This is a genomic window from Candidatus Pantoea floridensis (assembly GCF_900215435.1).
In the GTDB taxonomy this organism is placed as follows: Bacteria; Pseudomonadota; Gammaproteobacteria; order Enterobacterales; family Enterobacteriaceae; genus Pantoea; species Pantoea floridensis.
Genome location: NZ_OCMY01000003.1, coordinates 19,976 through 39,868 on the forward strand (window position 1 = coordinate 19,976; position 19,893 = coordinate 39,868).

The 19,893-nt window shown below is 51.0% G+C and carries 23 protein-coding genes and 4 pseudogenes; 10 read left to right on the plus strand and 17 right to left on the minus strand.

The features are described 5' to 3' along the window. The first annotated feature begins 37 nt into the window (after positions 1-37). The 5 genes and pseudogenes from CRO19_RS24100 (at position 38) to CRO19_RS24115 (ending at position 3,297) form a co-directional block, all read left to right on the plus strand. Complete coding sequence (locus CRO19_RS24100; protein ID WP_097098375.1) at positions 38-889, plus strand: alpha/beta fold hydrolase; 852 nt, start codon at positions 38-40, stop codon at positions 887-889. Continuing rightward, on the plus strand, positions 889-1,836 hold the full coding sequence (locus CRO19_RS24105; RefSeq protein WP_097098376.1) for a DMT family transporter: 948 nt from the start codon (positions 889-891) through the stop codon (positions 1,834-1,836). Before CRO19_RS24100 ends, CRO19_RS24105 begins: the two co-directional genes overlap by 1 nt. Positions 1,837-1,996: 160 nt before the next feature. Continuing rightward, positions 1,997-2,044: pseudogene (locus CRO19_RS26550) on the plus strand (hypothetical protein); the annotation flags it as partial. A 6-nt stretch (positions 2,045-2,050) separates the two neighbouring features. Next, positions 2,051-2,395 carry a LysR family transcriptional regulator gene (locus CRO19_RS24110; RefSeq protein WP_444505492.1) on the plus strand — a complete coding sequence of 115 codons (345 nt, stop codon included), beginning with the start codon at positions 2,051-2,053 and terminating at the stop codon, positions 2,393-2,395. Positions 2,396-2,706: 311 nt separating this feature from the next. After that, on the plus strand, positions 2,707-3,297 hold the full coding sequence (locus CRO19_RS24115; protein WP_320204547.1) for an ATP-dependent Clp protease proteolytic subunit: 591 nt from the start codon (positions 2,707-2,709) through the stop codon (positions 3,295-3,297). 215 nt (positions 3,298-3,512) lie between these two features. Here the strand turns inward: CRO19_RS24115 and CRO19_RS24120 are convergent, their stop codons facing one another. The 7 genes and pseudogenes from CRO19_RS24120 to CRO19_RS24150 all read right to left on the minus strand — a co-directional run bounded on the left by CRO19_RS24120 (position 3,513) and on the right by CRO19_RS24150 (position 6,231). Continuing rightward, positions 3,513-3,749 (minus strand): hypothetical protein, encoded by a 237-nt coding sequence (locus CRO19_RS24120; RefSeq protein WP_097098378.1) that lies wholly within the window; start codon positions 3,747-3,749, stop codon positions 3,513-3,515. Positions 3,750-3,814: 65 nt separating this feature from the next. Then, positions 3,815-4,386, minus strand: a pseudogene (locus tag CRO19_RS26500) (phage tail tape measure protein); the annotation flags it as partial. Then, positions 4,361-4,579 (minus strand): hypothetical protein, encoded by a 219-nt coding sequence (locus tag CRO19_RS24130; protein ID WP_320204550.1) that lies wholly within the window; start codon positions 4,577-4,579, stop codon positions 4,361-4,363. The pseudogene CRO19_RS26500 and the gene CRO19_RS24130, both read right to left, overlap by 26 nt. Positions 4,580-4,617: 38 nt before the next feature. Beyond that, positions 4,618-4,862: pseudogene (locus tag CRO19_RS24135) on the minus strand (P27 family phage terminase small subunit); the annotation flags it as partial. Between the two features lie 165 nt (positions 4,863-5,027). Beyond that, positions 5,028-5,366, minus strand: a pseudogene (locus tag CRO19_RS26355) (HNH endonuclease). Between the two features lie 157 nt (positions 5,367-5,523). Next, a complete protein-coding gene (locus CRO19_RS24145) occupies positions 5,524-5,844 on the minus strand; it encodes a GrlR family regulatory protein (RefSeq protein WP_097098379.1) in 321 nt (106 codons plus the stop codon). Positions 5,845-5,997: 153 nt separating this feature from the next. Beyond that, on the minus strand, positions 5,998-6,231 hold the full coding sequence (locus CRO19_RS24150) for a hypothetical protein (RefSeq protein WP_097098380.1): 234 nt from the start codon (positions 6,229-6,231) through the stop codon (positions 5,998-6,000). A gap of 268 nt (positions 6,232-6,499) precedes the next feature. Between CRO19_RS24150 and CRO19_RS25970 the strand changes: the two genes are divergently transcribed. Further along, positions 6,500-6,730 carry a hypothetical protein gene (locus CRO19_RS25970; protein ID WP_141400285.1) on the plus strand — a complete coding sequence of 77 codons (231 nt, stop codon included), beginning with the start codon at positions 6,500-6,502 and terminating at the stop codon, positions 6,728-6,730. 42 nt (positions 6,731-6,772) lie between these two features. On the opposite strand, the gene CRO19_RS24155 is transcribed toward CRO19_RS25970, so the two are convergent. Together CRO19_RS24155 and CRO19_RS24160 are read right to left on the minus strand one after the other, a co-directional pair. Continuing rightward, the gene (locus tag CRO19_RS24155; RefSeq protein WP_097098381.1) at positions 6,773-7,024 is read right to left on the minus strand and encodes a bacteriocin immunity protein; all 252 of its coding nucleotides are present in this window, start codon (positions 7,022-7,024) and stop codon (positions 6,773-6,775) included. Positions 7,025-7,168: 144 nt separating this feature from the next. Beyond that, a complete protein-coding gene (locus tag CRO19_RS24160; protein WP_097098382.1) occupies positions 7,169-7,483 on the minus strand; it encodes a hypothetical protein in 315 nt (104 codons plus the stop codon). Positions 7,484-9,848: 2,365 nt separating this feature from the next. Between CRO19_RS24160 and CRO19_RS24170 the strand changes: the two genes are divergently transcribed. Next, on the plus strand, positions 9,849-10,034 hold the full coding sequence (locus CRO19_RS24170; RefSeq protein WP_097098384.1) for a con-10 family general stress protein: 186 nt from the start codon (positions 9,849-9,851) through the stop codon (positions 10,032-10,034). Between the two features lie 373 nt (positions 10,035-10,407). Here the strand turns inward: CRO19_RS24170 and CRO19_RS24175 are convergent, their stop codons facing one another. The 4 genes from CRO19_RS24175 to CRO19_RS26360 all read right to left on the minus strand — a co-directional run bounded on the left by CRO19_RS24175 (position 10,408) and on the right by CRO19_RS26360 (position 15,725). Further along, entirely contained in the window at positions 10,408-10,725 is a 318-nt protein-coding gene (locus CRO19_RS24175) for a hypothetical protein (RefSeq protein WP_097098385.1), read from the minus strand. Between the two features lie 789 nt (positions 10,726-11,514). Next, positions 11,515-11,700 (minus strand): hypothetical protein, encoded by a 186-nt coding sequence (locus CRO19_RS24180; protein WP_097098386.1) that lies wholly within the window; start codon positions 11,698-11,700, stop codon positions 11,515-11,517. Positions 11,701-12,820: 1,120 nt separating this feature from the next. Beyond that, complete coding sequence (locus CRO19_RS24185) at positions 12,821-15,040, minus strand: putative bifunctional diguanylate cyclase/phosphodiesterase (protein ID WP_097098506.1); 2,220 nt, start codon at positions 15,038-15,040, stop codon at positions 12,821-12,823. 445 nt (positions 15,041-15,485) lie between these two features. Beyond that, positions 15,486-15,725, minus strand: a complete 240-nt coding sequence (locus tag CRO19_RS26360; protein WP_097098507.1) for a transcriptional regulator — start codon at positions 15,723-15,725, stop codon at positions 15,486-15,488. Positions 15,726-16,078: 353 nt separating this feature from the next. Between CRO19_RS26360 and CRO19_RS24195 the strand changes: the two genes are divergently transcribed. Continuing rightward, positions 16,079-16,288 carry a DUF3606 domain-containing protein gene (locus tag CRO19_RS24195; protein ID WP_097098387.1) on the plus strand — a complete coding sequence of 70 codons (210 nt, stop codon included), beginning with the start codon at positions 16,079-16,081 and terminating at the stop codon, positions 16,286-16,288. Here CRO19_RS24195 and CRO19_RS26185 read toward each other — a convergent pair. From CRO19_RS26185 to CRO19_RS26190, 4 genes are all read right to left on the minus strand, one after another. Further along, positions 16,282-16,437: a hypothetical protein gene (locus CRO19_RS26185; protein WP_176519252.1), complete on the minus strand. Its 156-nt coding sequence runs from the start codon at positions 16,435-16,437 to the stop codon at positions 16,282-16,284. The genes CRO19_RS24195 and CRO19_RS26185 overlap by 7 nt on opposite strands. Positions 16,438-16,664: 227 nt before the next feature. Continuing rightward, a complete protein-coding gene (locus tag CRO19_RS25975; RefSeq protein ID WP_141400298.1) occupies positions 16,665-16,814 on the minus strand; it encodes a methyl-accepting chemotaxis protein in 150 nt (49 codons plus the stop codon). Beyond that, positions 16,789-17,115: a hypothetical protein gene (locus tag CRO19_RS25980; protein ID WP_141400286.1), complete on the minus strand. Its 327-nt coding sequence runs from the start codon at positions 17,113-17,115 to the stop codon at positions 16,789-16,791. Before CRO19_RS25980 ends, CRO19_RS25975 begins: the two co-directional genes overlap by 26 nt. Positions 17,116-17,311: 196 nt before the next feature. After that, complete coding sequence (locus tag CRO19_RS26190; protein ID WP_176519254.1) at positions 17,312-17,464, minus strand: hypothetical protein; 153 nt, start codon at positions 17,462-17,464, stop codon at positions 17,312-17,314. Between the two features lie 398 nt (positions 17,465-17,862). On the opposite strand from CRO19_RS26190, the gene CRO19_RS24205 reads away from it, so the two are divergent. Continuing rightward, positions 17,863-19,644, plus strand: a complete 1,782-nt coding sequence (locus CRO19_RS24205) for a bifunctional diguanylate cyclase/phosphodiesterase (protein ID WP_097098388.1) — start codon at positions 17,863-17,865, stop codon at positions 19,642-19,644. Continuing rightward, the gene (locus tag CRO19_RS24210; RefSeq protein ID WP_097098389.1) at positions 19,620-19,883 is read left to right on the plus strand and encodes a hypothetical protein; all 264 of its coding nucleotides are present in this window, start codon (positions 19,620-19,622) and stop codon (positions 19,881-19,883) included. The genes CRO19_RS24205 and CRO19_RS24210 overlap by 25 nt, the downstream gene beginning before the upstream one ends. Positions 19,884-19,893 lie beyond the last annotated feature (10 nt).

Sequence of the window (19,893 nt, forward strand, 5' to 3'; positions counted from 1 at the left end):
AGTGATAGTTTCTGCTCTTTCAACATGAGGAGGTGCCATGAATAACGAAATTCTTGAAAATGGTTATCTTGACGTGGCAGGTCACCGCATTGCCTACACGCGCCAGGGCCGCGGAAGTGCAATAGCCCTTGTTCACGGTATTCCTACGAGCCGCCATCTTTGGCGCAACGTCATGTCGCTCCTCGCCGCATCAGGCCATGAAGTGCTTGCGTTCGACCTTCTCGGCTATGGCGATTCCGACAAGCCTTCGGACGCGGACCTTGGAATCCTGGCGCAATCCGAAATCATCTTTCAGGCGCTTTCGGCCCTGGAGTGGAAGCGCGCGACCATAGTGGGCCACGACATCGGAGGTGGGATTGCCCAGCTCGTGGCCATCAACCATCCCGAAATTCTGGATCGCCTCGTTCTGATCGACTCCATCCTCTATGACTCGTTTCCAGAGCCTGGGATTGCCCGCTTGAAGGAGCCGGTTTGGGACGAAATCCTTGGCGCGGCAGATTTCGATCTGAAGAAGGGCCTAGCGAAAGGCTTTTCACGAGGCATGTTCCATATCGATCGAGTTACCCCTGAACTGGTTGATGCCTATGAGCGTCCGTTCCATGGCATCGACGGGAGGCACGCATACCTGCGTGCAGCCCGGGCGTTGAGGGCAGAAGAACTTTCCTCGCGCATGGAAGACGTCGAGAAGTTGGCCGTGCCTACGCTCCTTGTCTGGGGCAGGCTCGACTCATTCCAGCCGTTACACTTTGCAGAGCGATTGGGCGGAAAGATGCCCAATGCCCAAATCAAGGTATTCGATGAGGCTGGGCATTTCCTGCCAGAGGATGTGCCGGAAGCATTGGCTTCCCGTATCTCGGAATTTACAAGCTGCCAACAGGGGACACGCTGATGGCACGAAAATCCCACGCTCCTGCATTTAGCCAGGCTGGCTTTTTTGTCACGCTCTTCGCATCGACCTTCTTGATGGGGTCCAGCTTCGTCGCAGGAAAAATCCTGCTACAGCAGGGCTTCACACCGATGATCCTGGTCGGGTGGCGCTTCTTTGTCGCGGCCCTGGCGACCTTGCCGCTAGTGCTGGCCGGCGAGCGAAATATTGTCGCCGCGCTCCTGCCAACCAAAGCAGGGCTGCGTAATGTTGCGCTAGCGACCCTGATGATTGGCTTGCTTCAGACGGCCGCCGTCATGGGGCTGCTGTTCTGGGCCATGCAGTTCATCCCCGCATCGACCGCCGCCATCCTACTGTTCACCAACCCGATCTGGGTTGCCCTCCTGGGTCGCATCTTTCTTGGGGAGAGCCTGCACCGAGCAAGGCTCGCCGGGTTACTGCTTGGCGTTGTCGGCGTGGCGCTTGCCATTGGTTTCAGCCCATCCATGTTTTCTGGCGGGATGGCCCTGGCTGGCGAAATAATCGGCATCGTCTCTGCGCTTTGCTGGGCAAGCGCGACGCTCATCAATAAACGTGCGGCATTGCCGTTCGCGCCTTGGGCCTTGAGTTTCTGGCAAATGCTTGTGGGCGCGATCGCCATTCTAGTCATTGCCTACATCAATGGCGAGAAATGGCCCGATAACGTAACGAGGGAGCAATGGGGATGGTTTCTCTGGCTTTCCATTCCCGCGTCAACTGGCTCATTTGGCCTCTGGTTCGTGGCACTGAAAAGAGGTGGAGCAACGAGGACTAGCGGATTTCTGTTCCTGGCTCCGCTGTTCACGGTCATCCTTGCGTACTTCATCTTGGACACGGCAATTTCCTGGATGCAGGCTGCGGGAGGAATACTGATCGGCCTCGCGCTTTGGCTCGTCAACCGGGAACTTCCAGCAAAAAATAATCGCGAATGAATCGATGAGGCGATCGCGGAAGGCGAACCGTGATGAACAGTTGATTCATCATCGAGTGCATGAATTATCAAGGCGGTCAGCTATGGAATTACGTCATTTACGATGTTAACTGGCTGTAGCGCAAGAACTCCACTTCGCTCGCGCCGCCGAGCGGCTACACATCGAGCAATCGCCGCTGTCTCGCGCTATCAAAGAACTGGAAGAAGACCTGGGCGTGCGCCTATTCATCCGCAACACGCGCAGCACTCGCCTATCGCGTGCCGGGGAGGTCTTCAAGGAGCATGTACCGCGCATATTTACCGCCTTGCAACAGGCCCGCGATGGCGCCCGATCCGTTGCTGCTGGCTATGACGGCCAACTGCGCATTGCCTTGTCCGACGGCATCACGCCACCACATCTGAGCGCCTTCCTGGCAAAGTGCCGGGACGATGATCCAGAAGTCGATATCCATTTGATTAAAGTCTCCTTATCGCAGCAGATCAAGGGGCTTCGCGAAGACCTCTACGACCCAGGATTCACACAGTCAGACGATGTGGGCGAGCGATGGTTTGCTTGCTGAACCTGCTTGGCGTGATCCGCTTGTGGTCGCGGTTCTGGCCAAGCATCCACTGTTGAACCGTAAACGTATTTGATTTTCGCCATGACGGCTCTTCAAACGGCCCGGTTTCCAAGTGCCGCATGGGAGCCATGCGAAGTGACGCCGGGTCAGGGGTAGGAATGCACCGGCATAGCTTGAACTGATCTAACTCTTTGATAAACCTGATGTCTCGAGTGTCGGCGCAGTCAAGGCAAACTTGGTGCAGAAGTCATCGTGAAATAAAAAAAACCGCCGGAGCGGGTTACTGATCAAATGTCAGGATTACAAATTTAGTGAATCAGACTTATGTTGATGTTCGAAATTTCCTTAAGGATGAAGGTATGCTGCATACAGTTCACTTTTTATGCCCAGTCACAGCTCAAACCTTATCTTCTTTTCAACAATGCTGTCTTCAAGCAGTTGGGAATGGAGCATCATCACTTCTAATCCATATCTCAAGCGGTGGTGGCGACCTGATATCGGGATTTACCGCCTATCACTTTCTAAAGTCACTACCAGTATCGGTAATCACTCATAACATTAGTAATGTTGAATCAGTCGCTAACGTCATTTTTATGGCAGGCACTGAGCGCCGAGCCAATCCAGGCTCACGTTTTCTTCTTCATCCGCTGCACTGGGGGTTTACTACTCCGGCAGCAGATCATGCCAGAATGGTTGAGTGGTCCAAATGCCTCGATAACGACTTCCAGCGTTTTATTAATGTCCTCAATAGCGAGACGAAGCGAAATGATGTCGATTGGGGAGCATTGATTAATGCCGCCACTATATTGGACGCCGACACCGCCGCCGCCAACGGTATGGTTACTTCTGTGACAAAAGCTACATTGTCGAACTCCGCCGCCAATTGGTGGGTAACCTGCTGACATATTTTTTCCCTACAAAAAACCACCTAAGCGGGTTACTGGTTTGAGAAGCGGTTATATCCGATAACATAGTTAAGCCAGGGCAAAGTATTACCCGCTGGCGCGATGCGCATGCCTGGTGGAGCATTATCAAATGTCACCTTCAGCTCACCCTTCTGTGGGCGTGAAATCGGGACCGCTGACTGATAGCCCGGACCGCCCTGCTGATTGTTATACTAGCCGCCAGCACTCCAGCTGTTCTTCAGGGATTGCCAGAAGGAAGTTGTGCCGTCCTTTTCAGTGACTGCTTCAGCAATATCATTGAGTTTTTTGAAGATGTAAATCGCAACGCCGATGGACACCGTCAGAGCACCTAGTGAAGCTATCTGCGCCAGCACGCCGGAAAGTGAAGTCGCTGTTGTGAGCGCAGTTTTCAGAGTGCCTACGGTGCGCACAGTGAATACGCCAGCCATAACAGCGCTGACACCTTCAATCGTGCTGTGCCACCCACCCATAACTTCAACAACATCATTCCCGTCTTGCCATCCGCAAAGCGATTGAAGTTGGTGCGCAGTAAGTCGAGGTTGGCCAGCAGAGGCGCGAAAGCACCAAGCGACCCCTTACCAAATAGCGCATTCATTACCACAGCCGGTTTGTCTTTGGGCACATTAGCGAGAGAGTCCAGCACCTTCAGCATCGCGGTGCGTGAAACTTTCTGCATGTCAGCCGCTAGCGGGCCGGATCAATCTTGATAAACTTAAGCGCTTTCTTTTGTGACGCCGTAGCCGACTTGCCGGATGTAAGGGAAAGCATGAAGTTTTTGATGCTCGTTGCTGCAATCTCCGACTCCACGCCCATACCCGTGATGGTTGCGCCCATCGCGGCAATCTCACCGGAAGCCACGCCTGCAACACCACCCAGAAGACCAATGCTGGGGACAATGTCGGAAATCTTTTGTGCATTAGCCGGGCCAGTGTTGCCCAGATAGTTAATTTTATCGGCGAGAACCACCGCGCCATCCTGGGTCATTTTGAACGCGTTTGGCCATTACGCCATCATCTGACCTGACTTTTCAGCGGTCTGGTCAAATGCCACACCCAACCGGTACGCTTACGCGCTTGCCGCCTTCAATGCTGGCTGCAAATGTTTTGAGCGCCTCAGAACTGATCACCACCTGCCTCAATGACTCAGCAACTTTTTTTGCGTTGTTCATCGGCATCAGTGCAACGTGCTTCTCAAGTTTGCCCAGCGCTATCTTGAGTGTTTTTTCAGCCTCTCGCAGGGCGTTAAATTCTGAAGCCATTTTATGGTGCGCCCTTCGATATCGACTATCTGGCGCTATTGCAGAATTTCTGCATAAAGATCGCAGAGCCGTTCGAGCGCAAATGTGTCCGCAACCGTGAGCACGCTCATACCGTCCAGAAGAACGGTGAGCCTTCCCCAGGCTATTTTTACCCCAGTCGGTCAGATGTGATGGAGGGCTTGGAATTTCCCGTGCGGGCTTCGGCTCTTTTTTATTGAGCGCGCTTGTCGGGATTCCCTGTAACAACTTTCAGATGGGTAGGTTTTGGTCTTCTTCCTGCCATAAAAATCTCCAAGAAAAAACTTTTCATTTCGCGGTTGTGCATAAAAATGGGGGCGGTCGGGAGGTCGCTATCCTCTGAACTTTGCACCCGCCCACCCAATAGTAATGATAATTATTCTCACCTGAGCTAATACCGCCCGTTCATAATGGTGAATAATATTCATTCTCATTTATGCCAATGAGATGACGGGTCTAGGGGCAGGCCGTCTTCATCGCACCCAATGATGTGACCTCACTTCTCTCCGCGCTGCTTGGTCAAGCCATGATGCTGCTTGCAGAGGGGCTGCCAGTTAGCCTTGTCCCAGAAGAGCTTCTAAGCTTTCGCTATCTCGTCCTGCTTGCCGCCATTGATGGCCTCTTTCAGTCAGTGCGGCTTGATGTGGTCAACTATAGTTGCTTCCACTGCTCTTCCCTGACGATGACACATGACGCATAGCGGATGCGACTTAAGGAATGAAAGTTTGGCTTTGTCCCAGCGGCTGTTATAAATGCGTCGCTCGGACATTGGCGTTTCCTACTGATCAGATAGATATAACCCCTGGAAATAGCGATATCACCAACCGATGATTCTTGGTGTTTATGCTGAAAGTTGAACTCTTTGAATGCAGTTTTCAGCACACAATAAAAAACCGTCCATAGGCGGCTTTGTCAGTTCCATATTTTTATGCTAGTGGCGCAAGTAGCCTGATATGGATTTGAATCTTTATACCTGACTTCCCTTGAACATGTCCTTCCAGGATATGGTAACCCATTACGTGCTTAACTCTGAGTTCAAGGTGAAACTCTTTGGGAGCTCCAAACAGCGGAGCGGTCTGGTCACTGAATCTTGTTAATCTCAGAAGAGCTGAATTCTTGGTAATGTCGCCCTGATAAAAGTATGTAGGGTCACCACCATTAACTTTTCCATCCTTAATCGTGATAATGCCTACTCCGAAGTCCTGCTGATTACTTTTGAACCTCAGATGATATAGTCCATCTTTCATTGCAACTTCCGGTCGCTCGGAAAGGTTCCACGCTAATATTAAGGTTGTTATTGATGAAGTAAAATTGATCAGTCAGGCTTCACCGCGTGGCTAGCCGTTATCCCTTGTCGGTGGATTAGATACAAAAAAACCGCCCGAAGGCGGTTAGTTTTATTATAAATATGGCCTTGGATTTAAATCCTCTACCGCCTTTTTCAATGTGGCCGTAACAGGTTCAAAATCAAATACCACTAGGTACTCTGGTTGGGGTAATGATGGCTCCCATTTAGCTGTACGTATAGTTATCACCTTGTTGACTCCGCCTATCTCATAATATTTTTCATTATTTTCCAGAGTCACCTTAAGGGGTGCCTTGCCCTGTTCAAAAACCAAAACATCCACGCTCATTACATGCTCACCTTTCTGTAAGCGGGCAAACACCCGCGATCAAATTATCGCCACATGTAGACTACTTTTCATCATAAAATGTTACACGGGCCTAAGGTCGTCAACATTTCAGAATGTTCCACTAATTTGCGAGTTATTTTTCTTGGGTGCCTCGAAAAATTGCACTGTGGACAAGCATTTCTCCGAGTAATTCTTTTCCATCATCCCTTAAACTCCATTTAAATTTGGTACTATTCTTAGTGAGACTTTAGTTTTAGGGGGTTGCGTTATGACCGTTATTCAAGTGACGTGCACAAAATGTGGTTGTGATCGCTTCGTTTCATCAACGACAACTTCCAGAGATGAAACTGTTGCCAGCATCCAGTGCGAAGAATGCTCGACAATGATTTCTGTCGATGATGTAGTCTGGTATCAGGAGGATTTCATGTCAGCGAAACGTCGTTCTTTAGAGGATGGCGATTCGTTTAATAGTGCTTTCTATCTTATTCCTGGCTCATAAAATCCATCTTCAGACGCCCACGCAAATGCGCCTTATAATGACTCAGGTCTTAAGGTCGGCTAAGCCTTCGCTCATGCGCCATGACCTTACAGTGGCAACGATTTTTTCCGGCGTCAGACCATTGTCTTCATTGTAGAAAATCAGATCCGAACCTTCCGGATGTTCAGTGACTGCAATGAAGTTATCCAGCAATTCATCTTGATAAGCCTCATTACCTTCAGCGATGCAAATCTCACTGACAAGCTGAGTAAACTCTGTTTCCGTGTACTCTTCGAATCTTGGCTTTAAGTTCATTGGGCACCCTCATGTTTAGGGTGATGTTAACTCACGATGTCACTTTAAGCATTGCTCAGTGATGTACTGCTGTAATCCGACTATTTGCTTTCCTGCCATAACAATTCGCTCTTAGAGGATGTATTAATTCTGTTCTTATACAGCTCAGGCATGGAAAGCCACCCGGGCAGCATGCGATGCCATAGCATTATGCTTAAATGACTTAACTCGGGAAATCGCATAGCGTATCGCTTCAATCCAGCGGGGATCAGCCGAAATTATCAGGGAATTTTTCAGTGAAGCATGGAAGGTACCCCAGACCATAACGCGCACGAAAACATCTCTCTCCAGTCTATGGTTGAAATCCAATAGGATTGAGTTGATCGCTTCTTTGGTTTGCTGGTAGCCGTCACCCATCTGATACATGCCCGCCAGTCGTTTTATCTGAATCACACATTCACCTACTATGTCATCCTGCATCGTCCGCTCCGTTTTCGTCTTTGAAATTTGACTTAACGAAGAAAAGTCTAGTCTCAGCCAATCAAACTTTCGACCAGGGTGACTTCATGTTAGATGGGGCTTTCATCAGCCAGAAGCATTGGATACTTCAGCATTGACAATGGGTTATCTATTAATTGCGCTCTATTTACTTAAGAAGTGTCTGGTATTTATCATTATTTCCAAAAGTTTCCGTCAAATCCCGGCAACATATTCAGATAGGTATACAATTCACACTGCACTGGTAATGTGCCTGTAGGCATATACCATTACTAACGAGCAGCATTAATAGCTGACAATCCTATATGTGACATCTGCCGCCGTAGTCCGATACGGCGGTCTTTTTTCCAATCAGGCTTAACCCGTTCTTGAAGAATATTTAACTCTTGCCTTCCGTTTTCCTTGCAGATCAACCTTCATTAGCATCCCACGTCACAACCCATCACCTCACAGGTTTTCACACATTCAGCTATTGCGAGGCTCTGTACCAAGCCTGCCATCGATAAGTGTTTAGGCGGAGGGTTCTTACACACTCCGCATTCTCAACATCCGATTGCAGGTCAGCGTCACTGTCCTTTCCCGCCGGACTGAGTTTGCACAGTGGGCTCATCAAATCCTGCGATATTGATGGCCGCGTCGATTGCTCGCTATCCAGATACCCAAAGATGACTATCACTAAACCTGCCACGGCGGTGATCATGTACACCCTGTCGAGTGGCACAACACAGTGAGGCTCGAGAGAGTTGCCATCCAGGTGCCCCCGCTGATTGCAATGTGTACGTGTTAGGTCATGCGAATCATATCCACCCCCGGATCGGGGACTTGTCCAATTAGGAATTGTCTACTTTCTGAACTGGACAAATCCGGTTAGCTTTTGAGTTGTCGAAATATAAAAGACCGGTTGCCGTTGGGTAGCCAATGAGAAAAATCCGCCTGAGTGCGGATTTTTTGCATAAAAAAGGCACCGCCGAAGCTGTGCCTTGTAAGTGCTGAAAACTGTGGGTTGCCGGAGCGCCGGGTGCCTCCCGGTGAGTAAGTCCAGTCATCCTTACCCGCAATTAGGCTTGCCTTCCCTAAGGAATGTAGTAACTGTTGCCCCGCCGCATAGGGGGATTTACTCCGGCATTGTATTCTGCGGTGCCGGGTGCCTCCCGGTGATAAGAGATTTGCCACAACCCATATCGCTATTGGCCGAGACAAAAAGCTCTGGGCTTAGCCCTGTCGCATAGAGGGATTCACCGCATTAGCCCCACTCTAAATCATAGCTATCTTTTAAAAAACCCTTCCGCGCATCGGCGTTAACTTCTTGGCTCGTCAGCCGAAGGGGTAATCTGGTGCAAACTGGTGGTAACGATCCACCCACTCAACCTTTTCAGGGAAGCGCTAATCTGGATATATAGGGTCAAATCCATGAAAAGGTTTTCCTACGCCAGCGAGCTGACGACTCCTTCGCGACGCGCAATGTGAAGTGCAACCAGACAGCACTAGGCAAGATGACTGGCGTTAAGGTTATCTTTATCCATGCTCTTCCTGCCAATGCCTTACCGTCATGATTTGACCGTGCTCTATCAGCATTGTAGAGCATTAATATAGAGTAGTGAAACGGTTGCATATTCGGGATAGGCAGCAAGTTCCGAGTATATAGTGTCATGGGCTTGGGTTTAACCTATAGCAATATCGTTTTCGTTAATTTACCTTTTGACATCCAATTAACGAAGTGAGCGGTTTTCTTTAATTTTTAAACAAATGCTGCCATATCACTCAAAATTAAATTTTATATTTACAGTTGAATTTCGAGACTGTCCCTTTGGTTTTTTGACCTGAACATAGTTTTTATTTAATTAATTTAAATCATATATTTCTTTCTCAATATCAGAATGCCAGACAACCAGACAACCATGTCTGAAGAAATAGTTTACGCCTATTAAATGCAGATTTGTTACTACTCATTTATATAGTTCGGATAAGAATGGGGCTCCTGTCACGGCCAAGTAAAATAAGACTTCCTGTTTTTTTCGCTGTTCATGTTATGAATTATTTCCCTATTCATTAACACTTAAGCATTATAACCAGTCTGCAACCGTGTATAAATTAGTCATTGTAGATGCTGAATTTTATATTCCTTGATTAATGTGGATAGTAAAAAAATACTGCAGGATTTTATTTCGTAGCATTAGAATATATCTCTATCCTTCGCATGACTCCTCTTCTACCACAGGCTAAAAGCGGAACTCCTTCCCACTTACAGAGATTTTATCTCAGTGGCATAACCGTAGCGGTCTACTACAATTAAAATTGTGATTAGCTAGTCCTTGAATCTAATGGAACATTGATAAGAGGTCTTCCTATGAACAAACAGAGCTACAGAGGCGGCGCAGGGAATTTTGCCAATAATCCGGAACGTGCTAAAGAAGCTGGAAGCGCCGGAGGCAAAGCCAGTGGTGGTAATTTCAAAAATGACCCCGAAAGAGCCGTTGAAGCGGGCCGGAAAGGAGGTAAAAAAAGCCGTCGTCCTCCCAAAAAGTCTGAGTAAGGTGCCTTAGGATTTTTTTCGCCATGGACTGGCATCAATTATAAAATTATTGCCTAATTTTACGAATTTCATTAATTAACAATTTCATTACCAACATGTAATTGATTAAATACATTTACTATTAGAAGCTGTGGTAACAGATTAATCATGGCCATTTTTCAGTCATTAAAACATTACATTGGATTTGAGGCGCTTTGATTGATATCTAATTTTTCTGGTTCAATCCACTGATAGTCACCAGTTACAGTACCCATCAGTAACTTAATAACTGCAAGCAAAAACGCCGCGCAGTTTAGCGCGGCGGGGCAATGCGGAGTTTCTTAAAATTATGCTTATTAGAATCCTATAAATCTTAGTTGGCCGACGGTCAAGGTCAAGTCTCACCATATTTCTTCTTTCGTTGCCCATGTTGCATGGTTTGACATGTTGCTCGCAATTTGTCTTGTCGTACTTTTTCATCATATTCATCAATCAAAGCCTGGCCCTGATATGTCAGGCGGTAACGATCTTTTTCTCTTAGCCAGTCATCGCCATGAAAGTGTTCAATGAAGCCAGATGTAACAAGCTCCTCTCGCACCACAGGCTTGACCCATGCAGGTACAGAGCCTCTATCCTTTAAAATCGACAGCAGCCGAAAATGCTTCGGGGCCAGTTTCATCGCTCTTCTCCCTTTCAACATTTTCTTCATCATCGAGCTTCAGGAGAACGGCTTCAATCAGACTCAGGGCAAACCATTTTAAATTCGGTCCATTCTTAATATATACCCGGTTAGCCTGAACAAAGCTGCGCAGTAAGAAAAAATGTTTGGTTCTTCACACAATGCTGCCCCGATGCGCCCTATGCAGAGAATGTTGACCTTACCCTCCCCTTTTACAAGAGAATCCCCCTATGGCTCCGGATTCTCACCACGGCATGCTCGTTAAGGTAAACAACTTAGACCTCACTAACGAACATGCTGATGTCCACTCCGCGATGCTTTCACGCTTCTCGTGACCAACAACTTCGGGTGATTCGGGTGAGACGAAGCTATAATTCTCAAAACGTATGCTCCTATGTGCCTCATCATGGGTGCTGATAACTGGTTGATTCGCACCCCATCGGGGTAAGTGGAAGAGAGGGCGTCAAGGCCTTGCCAGTAAATATTGTCAGCCACATCGGCATGGACATGATGTCCACAACCCGTTTCATCGGTGTTTTCTGCTAAACCGACATGGGTCTGTAAGATTTGAATAAACCACATTTTGAATGTTCTCCTGCGTCAGGCAGGCTCAGCGCTGAATTATGGATACGTGAACATGAAAAAGCCTCGCGCTCAAATCTAGTCAGGCGCATCTAGGAGGGGTGTCAAAAAGAGTCTCCCGCCAGATAAGGTGATCAGGGAAAATTTTTTGGGGTTCTAACGCCTTCAGGTCAGCTATTTTAAGTAATCAGAAGCTGTAAGGAAAATCTTAGCAGCATGTCATCATCGACTTTGCAAACGTCAGCCGTGCGCGTATTTCTGTTCATAGCGTTCCACATCACGTTCGGCAGCCTCCACCTCCGACAGCAGCGCAGCAAGATCGGTTACGTCCGCAGATGGATTACTGTAGGCGCGCCGATAGCGCAGCCGCAGCGCAATCAGGCGAATTAAGGATTCACGATAAGGCGTTGCGCAGTTTTTCGTCATCATATTTCCTTCAGTCAGGCTTCCTGTGAAATTCCCTTGAATGGGCAGGAGCCACAGAGATCCGCGCAACTTTCTCAGTGACCTTGTGCGCGATGTCCATAGTTACCGGTTAGGACATACGAACCTAAAAGCTTGTGCCCCACGCGGGCAGGCCTTCCTCCACTATGCAGCAGATTACCGCCGAACGGACCGCAGTAAAAGGCGAACGCTTTCAGCTGAACTCACATTCGAGATCATACTCACAGACCGGTGTCTGCGACGGATCGGACAGATACAGTTAGCTGGATTGCTTCATACAATGCGCGTGTAATGTGCTACGCCCTGTCAGCGCATGTGTAGCCGGAGAACTAACAGCCGGATTTCTGGCAATAGTGCAGCAGTGATCAGTATTCTCTGAAGGCTGGGCATATCATCGTAATGATTCACAGTGAGCTACCGCTGATAACCAACCCTTTTAAAGTGAGTTGTTCTCCTTCTCTTGCGATGTCTGCAGCTCTGTGGCGTCGATTTTTTTCTTTTACTTACAAGAAGATGTGAGTCTTCGCTGAGGGGGAATGCTGAAAATTACGACCTTATTCTCCACCGCGCCATGTACGCGCGAAACTCTTTACCGCCCATTATATTGCGGATTGGCGGAGGTATCTTTGGGTCCATGATTTTGCAAGTCGTTCTATCCAGGTAGACATTCGGCTTCCATACAACCTCCTCCGTCACCCGCTTCCTTAGGGTTTGCGCCATAATCTTCCTGCTTTGCAACTACCCCGGCGGTATCGGCGATCTGCAGTCCGTACCCAAGGTGCTGCCGCATCCCTTGAGCCAGCGAAGCCGCGCATGCTCAGGTGCAGATCACGTCGGTAGAATCAAACCACTGTAAAACGTACTGTGCATGCTCAGACTGCAGTTACGACCGGGCTCGTCAGCACACGAGCCACCTGCACCTCCGATACTTATCATTCGGACTGTTTGACCCAGCAAAAGTTAAACTGAAATTTCGGATTAACCTTGAGATGAGAGAAGAGGTTATATAGTCAGGCCCCCTGCCTTTCTACTTCTGGTAATGGTCGCAAACCGATTGCTTTTTAGACTAAGATGAGTGCTGACACGCACTGTTTTCGGTTCTTCATGGAATCATGTGTGTTCGTCTGCCATCCTCTGCCACTAGCAGGATCTCAAATTCTCCTGCGGTAAGCGGCTGGCATAGTCCATTTCCCTGCATGATGTCGCACTGGGTAATGGTTACAAACGCCTGCTGCTCCGCATCCTCGACTCCTTCCGCCGCCACGCTGATCCCCAGGCTTTTACCAAGAGCAGCAATGGCCCTAAACAACATGCGCACGCGCATACTCTTTTCTATTTCGTGCGTCAGCGACTTGTCGATTTTAAAGCCACTTACGAAACCGTGCAGCAGAAGGTTAATCGCTCCAAGGCTTTTACCGTAATGGTCGATTACGAATGAAGCGCCCGTTTTTTTTACGGCTTCAAATCGCGCCGGCGTGTCCTGGATCAGAATCGTCAATTGAGGTTCATCAACCTCCAGATCTACAAAACATGCGTCGCCGCCGGCAGATTCCCGCAGCACGTTTTCCAGCCCTGTCCCCGTTAGCTGGCGCGGAAAGAGATTAATACTGACCCGAAGCAGGGGGCTGCATAGCTGCCACTGGCGGTCCTGTGCCAGCGCGCAGCGGATAATCCATTCACCAAGTGTTACGGACAGGGGGCTTTTCACCAGCATGCTGATAAATTCTGCCGGTAGCAGCAACCCGCGAGTCGGGTGCTGCCAGCGCAACAGCGCTTCACAAGCAATGAGGCCACCGCTCTGCACGTCGTAGCGCGGCTGATAGTAAAGGACAAACTGCTGCTGACGCACTGCGGCCTCCAGTTCGCGCTCAAAGCGTCGGCGCTGCTGCTCCGCTTCGCGAAATGCCTGCAGGAACAACACACAGCAGCCTTTCCCTGATGCCTTGGCCCTATAGAGAGCCAGATCGGCCGCGGACATTACCGCTGACGGGTCATTCCCGTGTTCTGGATAGCAGGCAATCCCCGTACTGGCGCCTATGACAATCGGGGAATCATGATATCGGAACGGTGTTTGTATCGCGGCAATCAGTCGCTCAGCTATGAGGGCTGCCTCCGTGCTTTCGCCCGGCAACAGTATAATAAACTCGTCCCCGCCGAGTCGCGCAGCGGTAACCGCGCTAGTGCATACCGCACGTATCTGCTCCGCAACATGACACAGTAGCGCATCGCCAGCGGCGTGGCCGAGGGTGTCGTTAACCTCCTTGAAACCGTCGAGATCGGTCATCAGAAGCGTGTACGGCACGCCGGCCTCAGTAAGTTGCCCGAGCTGATGCATGAATGCATTGCGGCTGGCAAGTCGGGTCAGCATATCAAGAGAGGCCAGCTCGCATAGCCGGGCCTCGCTTTCATGACGGGCGGTTACATCGCGGATGATCATGCCGACCAGCCGCTCGCCGTCTTCTCGCCAGCCAGAAAAGGACACTTCGGCAGGAAACTCCTGACCGTCACGCCTGAGCCCCCATATTTGCATGGTACGCGGCTGGGATATGGCGGCCTCATCTGCGCTCAGCCGATCAAGTTCGTTGCGGTAGTCAATCTGGCACCGCTCTGGAATGAGCGCAGCCACGTACTGCCCTGACATCTCCTTCTCATCATAGCCAAACAGGGCGGCAGCGGCTGGGTTCCAGAAGGTGATGCCGCGACGCAGGTCTGTGCAGATGATGGCGTCCGGAGATGTGGCGGATATCGCCTGCAGCCGCTGCTGACTGGCGTGTCGCAGCACCTCGAGCCGGTGCACTTCCATGCGGTCCATCACCAGCGCGGCGATATCGGCTAGGTGCTGTCTGTCTGCATCCGTCAGCGGTGTTCGCGGCTGAGTGTCGGTCAGGCAAACTGTACCGATATGGTGTCCGTCCGGGGTGGAGAGCGGGATCCCCGCATAAAAGCGGATATGCGGATAACCATGTACCAGAGGATTATCACGAAAGCGCGAATCGGCAAGGGTGTCCGGCACGCAGAGAATGTCGCCTTGCGCCAGCGTGTGGTCGCAGAAGGCCACCTCCCGAGCAGTGCCAGAGATGTTCAGCCCGTAGCGGGATGTGAAGAACTGGCGCTGATCGTCAATCAGCGAGACAAAGGCTACTGGCACCCGAAAAAGGCGCGCGGCGAGCGTGGTGAGGCGGTCAAGTGCGTCTGCCGGCAGCGCGCCCGTCTGCTGGTACTGTGCCAGCGCGTCGAGGCGGGCCGCCTCGTGGATATCGGTCAGGCGTTTCACAGTCTGGCCCCTTGTGTTTAGTGGTCTGTGGCCGGCATGACACAGCATAAAGGGGACACGTTCAATCAGACGGAGCCGCATAAAACTTGCCGCTTCGCTGCCGGAAGAAAGGCCCGTCCGTGGGCCCGCGCGCGATGGGAGCCCTGAAGTTCTTTATCTCCCCGCAGGCAGATACAGGATAATAAATAGTCCTCCAGCCCAATGAACCGATCCTGAAAGTGGTTTTCCGGAGCGTTCCTGGGTGGGGGCTTTAAGGGGGCCGTAAAGCGCCCCCGCAGTACACGTTCAGGATATCCCGTGCAGGCAGACTGTAGTGTGTGTACAGCCGGGTAACGAACCGGGCGACGCTACCTGACCGTGCTCACAGCTGTGTTCCCGCAGGATCTTTTCAGTAAAGCTGGCCCACATAGCGGAATAATATTTTCTTCTCCTACCCCACCACCTGTATCGGCATATTTCAACTGAACTTAAGGTTGGGAGTAAGTAGAACGTATTATTTTTTCTTCTGCGGCACGAGAGTAAAATGCGGATGCTGACCGGCGAGCAGCAGCAGAAGTTCATATTCGCCCTGGCTTAGCGTCGCCGGATTTTTTGCGGCTTCCTTCGTCTGCCAGACCCGCAGGCTGAGATCGAAACGTTCGGCGGCGCTTTCCTGCGACAGGCCGGCCGCGAGTCGGAGTTCACGAACGTTGAACTCTACAGCTACGGGCCGCAGTAATGGCTTACTTCCCAGAGATACCCCCTGCTTAAGTTACTATGGCGGGTGGAACCGGTGCGGTATGTGCACCGGTTTAAAACTTCACATTATCTTAATTGTTAGCTGGCGCAGTCAAGATGCTCAAACTCAGTACAGAATAACTCCCCGGAATAAAAACCAAATTAATCCTCTTACCTATCCCAGATTCTCGTTCGCAATGAGCAAGGATGTGAATCATATGGCAGCCAGGATTTATCTCCTTTTGAGGCATTACTGACACAGAGAGATTATTCCGGTTTATTCCGGCCGGTCATTCGTAGGGAAATGGGGGATTTACAGGGCGAAATACATGCATCGCCTTACCCTTCGAAGAATAAAAGGATTCCCCAATGAAACATCGTGACTATATTCAGCGACGTGTGCCCGGCGATCTCACCCAGGTAGACATTCGCGAGCAGTGGCAAATAACTTTCTGGGTTCTGGAGCTACACACAACACAGGAGCGTTTAACAAGGGCCGTGCGTGAGGCTGGCCCGGATGCAGATCAGGTGCGGGCGTGGCTGGAGAAAAACCCGCCCCCACGTGCGTCCCGCTACTGACGACTGAAGACAATCCAGTTACCGGTTAACAGCTCCGCCAGCGGTACAGCCAAGGCGGCCATTGGGGTAGCTTTATCCGGTAACGTGAAGCGGCTAATAACGCCGCCCAGCGCATCAGTCTGTCTGCTGAGGCTACTGAATATGGCCAAAAGCTGCTGACAGCCCCGCACTCGCAGCGTGACGCGGTCAAGCTCAGCAATGGCAAGCGTTACATGCGCGATGCCTTTACTTTGCTATACCGAATAAACTCGTTTACCTCACCGACTCCGTGCAGCACCTCTTACATAGTTATGCCAGCGTTGTCCGCCGCATGGCGACCTTCGCTGACCCGATCGCTCGTAACCGTGCGATGAATCTCTCAATTTCTTTCGAGGCATTAGCGCTGCGCCAGCAAACGGACCTCCGCAGCCACTACTGCAAAGCCACGGCGCTGCTCGCTGGCGCGAGCGGCCTCAACGGCGGCGTTCAGCGCCAGAATATTAATCTGAAAAGCGATACTGTTAACGGTATTGGTAAACTGCCGGATTTTTTCTGAGCCTTTCGGTAATGCTGCCCATGGCCGTCACAACCGAGCGCATCAGCTCAGCCCCCAGGTACGTGGTGCTGGCAGTGCGGCCAGCCAGCCCCCTGGCCTCGCAGGCATTTTCGGCATAGTGGCTGACTGTGAACATGATTTCTTCCATGCTGGCCGCAGTCTGCTCAAGCGCAGCAGCCTGTGCCGAGGCGCGATCCGACAAATCCGCATTACCGGCCTCAATGTTGCCGGCCTCGCGGTAAAGAATGACGGCGTTGTCGCGAATAATCTGAATGCATCTTGCCGGTAGCACCGCATCTCTTTCACAAACGGCAACAGCTGATCCAAGCAATTGCTGTCGAGGTCTTCAGGCTCTCGTATGAGTTCTCCTTCCCAGAGGCTTTTAACGTGGGCGTGGTTTTTAGTCTGCAGGCGTACGAGAATAGTCATAAGATAGCGTCACAGAAGACCAGCAGCGCGCTGGCGGCCATCAATGCCCTTTTTTCGTGCTACGTCCCGCTATGCATCACGTTGCCGCTACGCGTGAGAAAAGTCAGTTGCTGTGTCAGCGCTTCTGCGCGGTCCGCGTGCCAGTATATGTCGCGCAGGGTCAGTGTGCCGTAGCCGCCCATGAGCGCCACTACTGGCAGTGAGACGACCATCGTCCACTGCACGACGCGGCGGATGGTAAAGTGTCAGAGTAAGTGCATGTGATTTCCCTGGTATGGTAATTACTTAATAAGTATTAATTATTTTAGTTAATAATTGCTGTTTAATTGCATGCGTTATTAAATTATGCGCAATGTTTTAATAGAATAAGCTTGGCAGATTATTTAAAAAAATAAAACGCGCAGACGATAAAATTAAAGAATCGTAAATGTGTAAGGAATTCGTTAAAGAAAATAAAAATGACATTAAATCTCTATGCGCTTATTATAAACCGTATAATAAATTTTCAATTATTTTTTCCTTTCGCAGACATTGCGCATTCTTACGGTCCGCTACTGTACATTTTTTCTTTTTAATTTCGCTCCGGAACCAGGCCGAGGCGGAGGAACCCATGTTGATGAATCTCAACGGCGACAATGATCGTCGTGCACAGGCGCTCCAAGCCCTGCGAAACCCCGATGAAAGCCGGGACGACGTGCTGCGAAAATTTGTCCGGCTGGCCAGTCAGGCGCTAGGCATCCCGGGAAGCTTTATCTCCGTGCTGGACGATGAGCACCAGTTCGTCCAGGCAGCACACAATTTTGCGCTCCGTCAGTCTTCGCGGGAAGACTCGCTCTGCCGCCACGCGGTGGATAGCGACAGCGCGGTGGTTGTTCCGGATACGTGGTTGGACGCCCGCTTCGTTACCCATCCCCTCATCACGGGCTCGCCTTATATTCGCTTTTACGCCGGTGCGCCGCTGAAAAACCGTGAAGGTATCGTGCTGGGCACGCTGTGCGTTACCGATACCGAACCCCACCCGTTCAGTGCCGAACAGGTCACCACGCTGAAGCTGCTGGCCGCGCTGGTGATGTCGTTTCTTGAAGCCTGGCACTCAGCCGGCTTTGCCGATCCTGTCACCGGTCTGCCCAACCGTCAGCGGCTTATCCGGGACCTGCAGTTCCTGGCTGCCTCGGGAGAAAATACGTCCCGCCGTCTGGTACTGATTGACTGCATCGATATGCCGCGTGCTTACGAACTCGCCCGTTCTATGGGAATGGGGCCGGTTGAAAGCCTGCTGAAAGATGTCGCCACATTGCTGCCGCTGCGCCTGCGGCCTGGACCGGGGGAAATGCTGTATACCGTCGCAACAGGCCGCTTTGCGATTCTGACGCGTGACCATAGTCACCTTACTGCGGGATGGGTGGCGGGAAGACTGGAGGGCATCAGCGCCGATCTTGGCGAAGGTATCGCCGTCGCCCTTGCAACGCACACGGGTGAAGTCACCTTTACCTGCGGTGAAATTCCTCCTCAGGAGGCGCTACGTCGTGCGGTAAGCGCCCTTCATGAGGCTATCGGGCGAGGGCTGCCCTCAATGCGTTTCAGTCAGGACGCTGACGCTCGGCATACACAGGATTTCACCCTGATGCACGAGCTGGCCTGCGCCCTGCGCGAAGATTGCGGGCTCTGGCTGGCTTACCAGCCCAAAATCTGCCTGCACAGCGGGATACCCGTGGGCCTGGAAGCATTACTCCGCTGGCGGCACCCGCAACGTGGAGAGTTGTCTCCGGCACACTTTGTGCCACTGGCCGAACAGACTGAGCTTCTCAGCGAGCTGACGACGTGGGTTACGGCGCGCGTTATTAAACGGCTGACCCGGCTGCGTAACAGCTGCACCCAGCTCCCGGTAACCATCAATATCAGTAGTCGCGACTTTGCCCGGGAGGGGTTTGCCGACGCGCTTGAGACTAAGATGATCAGGGCTAAGCTTCCGACCTCGCTACTGGGCATTGAGTGTCTTGAGACTGAGCGTATTCTTGAGAGCACTGCGGCGATGCGGGGGCTGGAAATGCTCAAGCTACGGGGGTTCGGCATTTCGCTGGATGATTTCGGCACCGGCTACAGCAATATCAGCTACCTGCGACGCATGCCGCTTGACGTAATCAAGCTTGACCGTTCTCTTATCAGCGAAATATCGTCTGATACCGCCTCACGCATCATTGCGCGCAGCATTATCGCGATGCTTAAAGATCTTGACTATACCGTGCTCGCAGAAGGTGTGGAAAATGCAGAAACGGTTACGGCACTTACCGAGTACGGCTGCGACCAGGCTCAGGGCTTTTTCTACTCCAGGGCTCTCCCGGAAGCAGAGCTTGACGAGTGGCTTGCATGGAAGATGCGGGGGCTGTGCTGAAATGCTTTATGGGCGCAGGAAAACAAATCGGCCGGAGCTTCAGAAAAATGACGCTTCGCCCGACCATGAAAAAACCCGGCAAGGGGTATGTCGGGAACAGAAAGAGGGCATTAAAACCCTTAAAAGTACATGAGCAGAGCGCTGCGACATCTTTAACTCCCCTGCCGGCGAAGCAACGCCCTGGATTTCTGACCACCCTGGTTAGCAGAGGCTTATTTTTGCGCCCTTTCAATCACTAACTAATCAGAG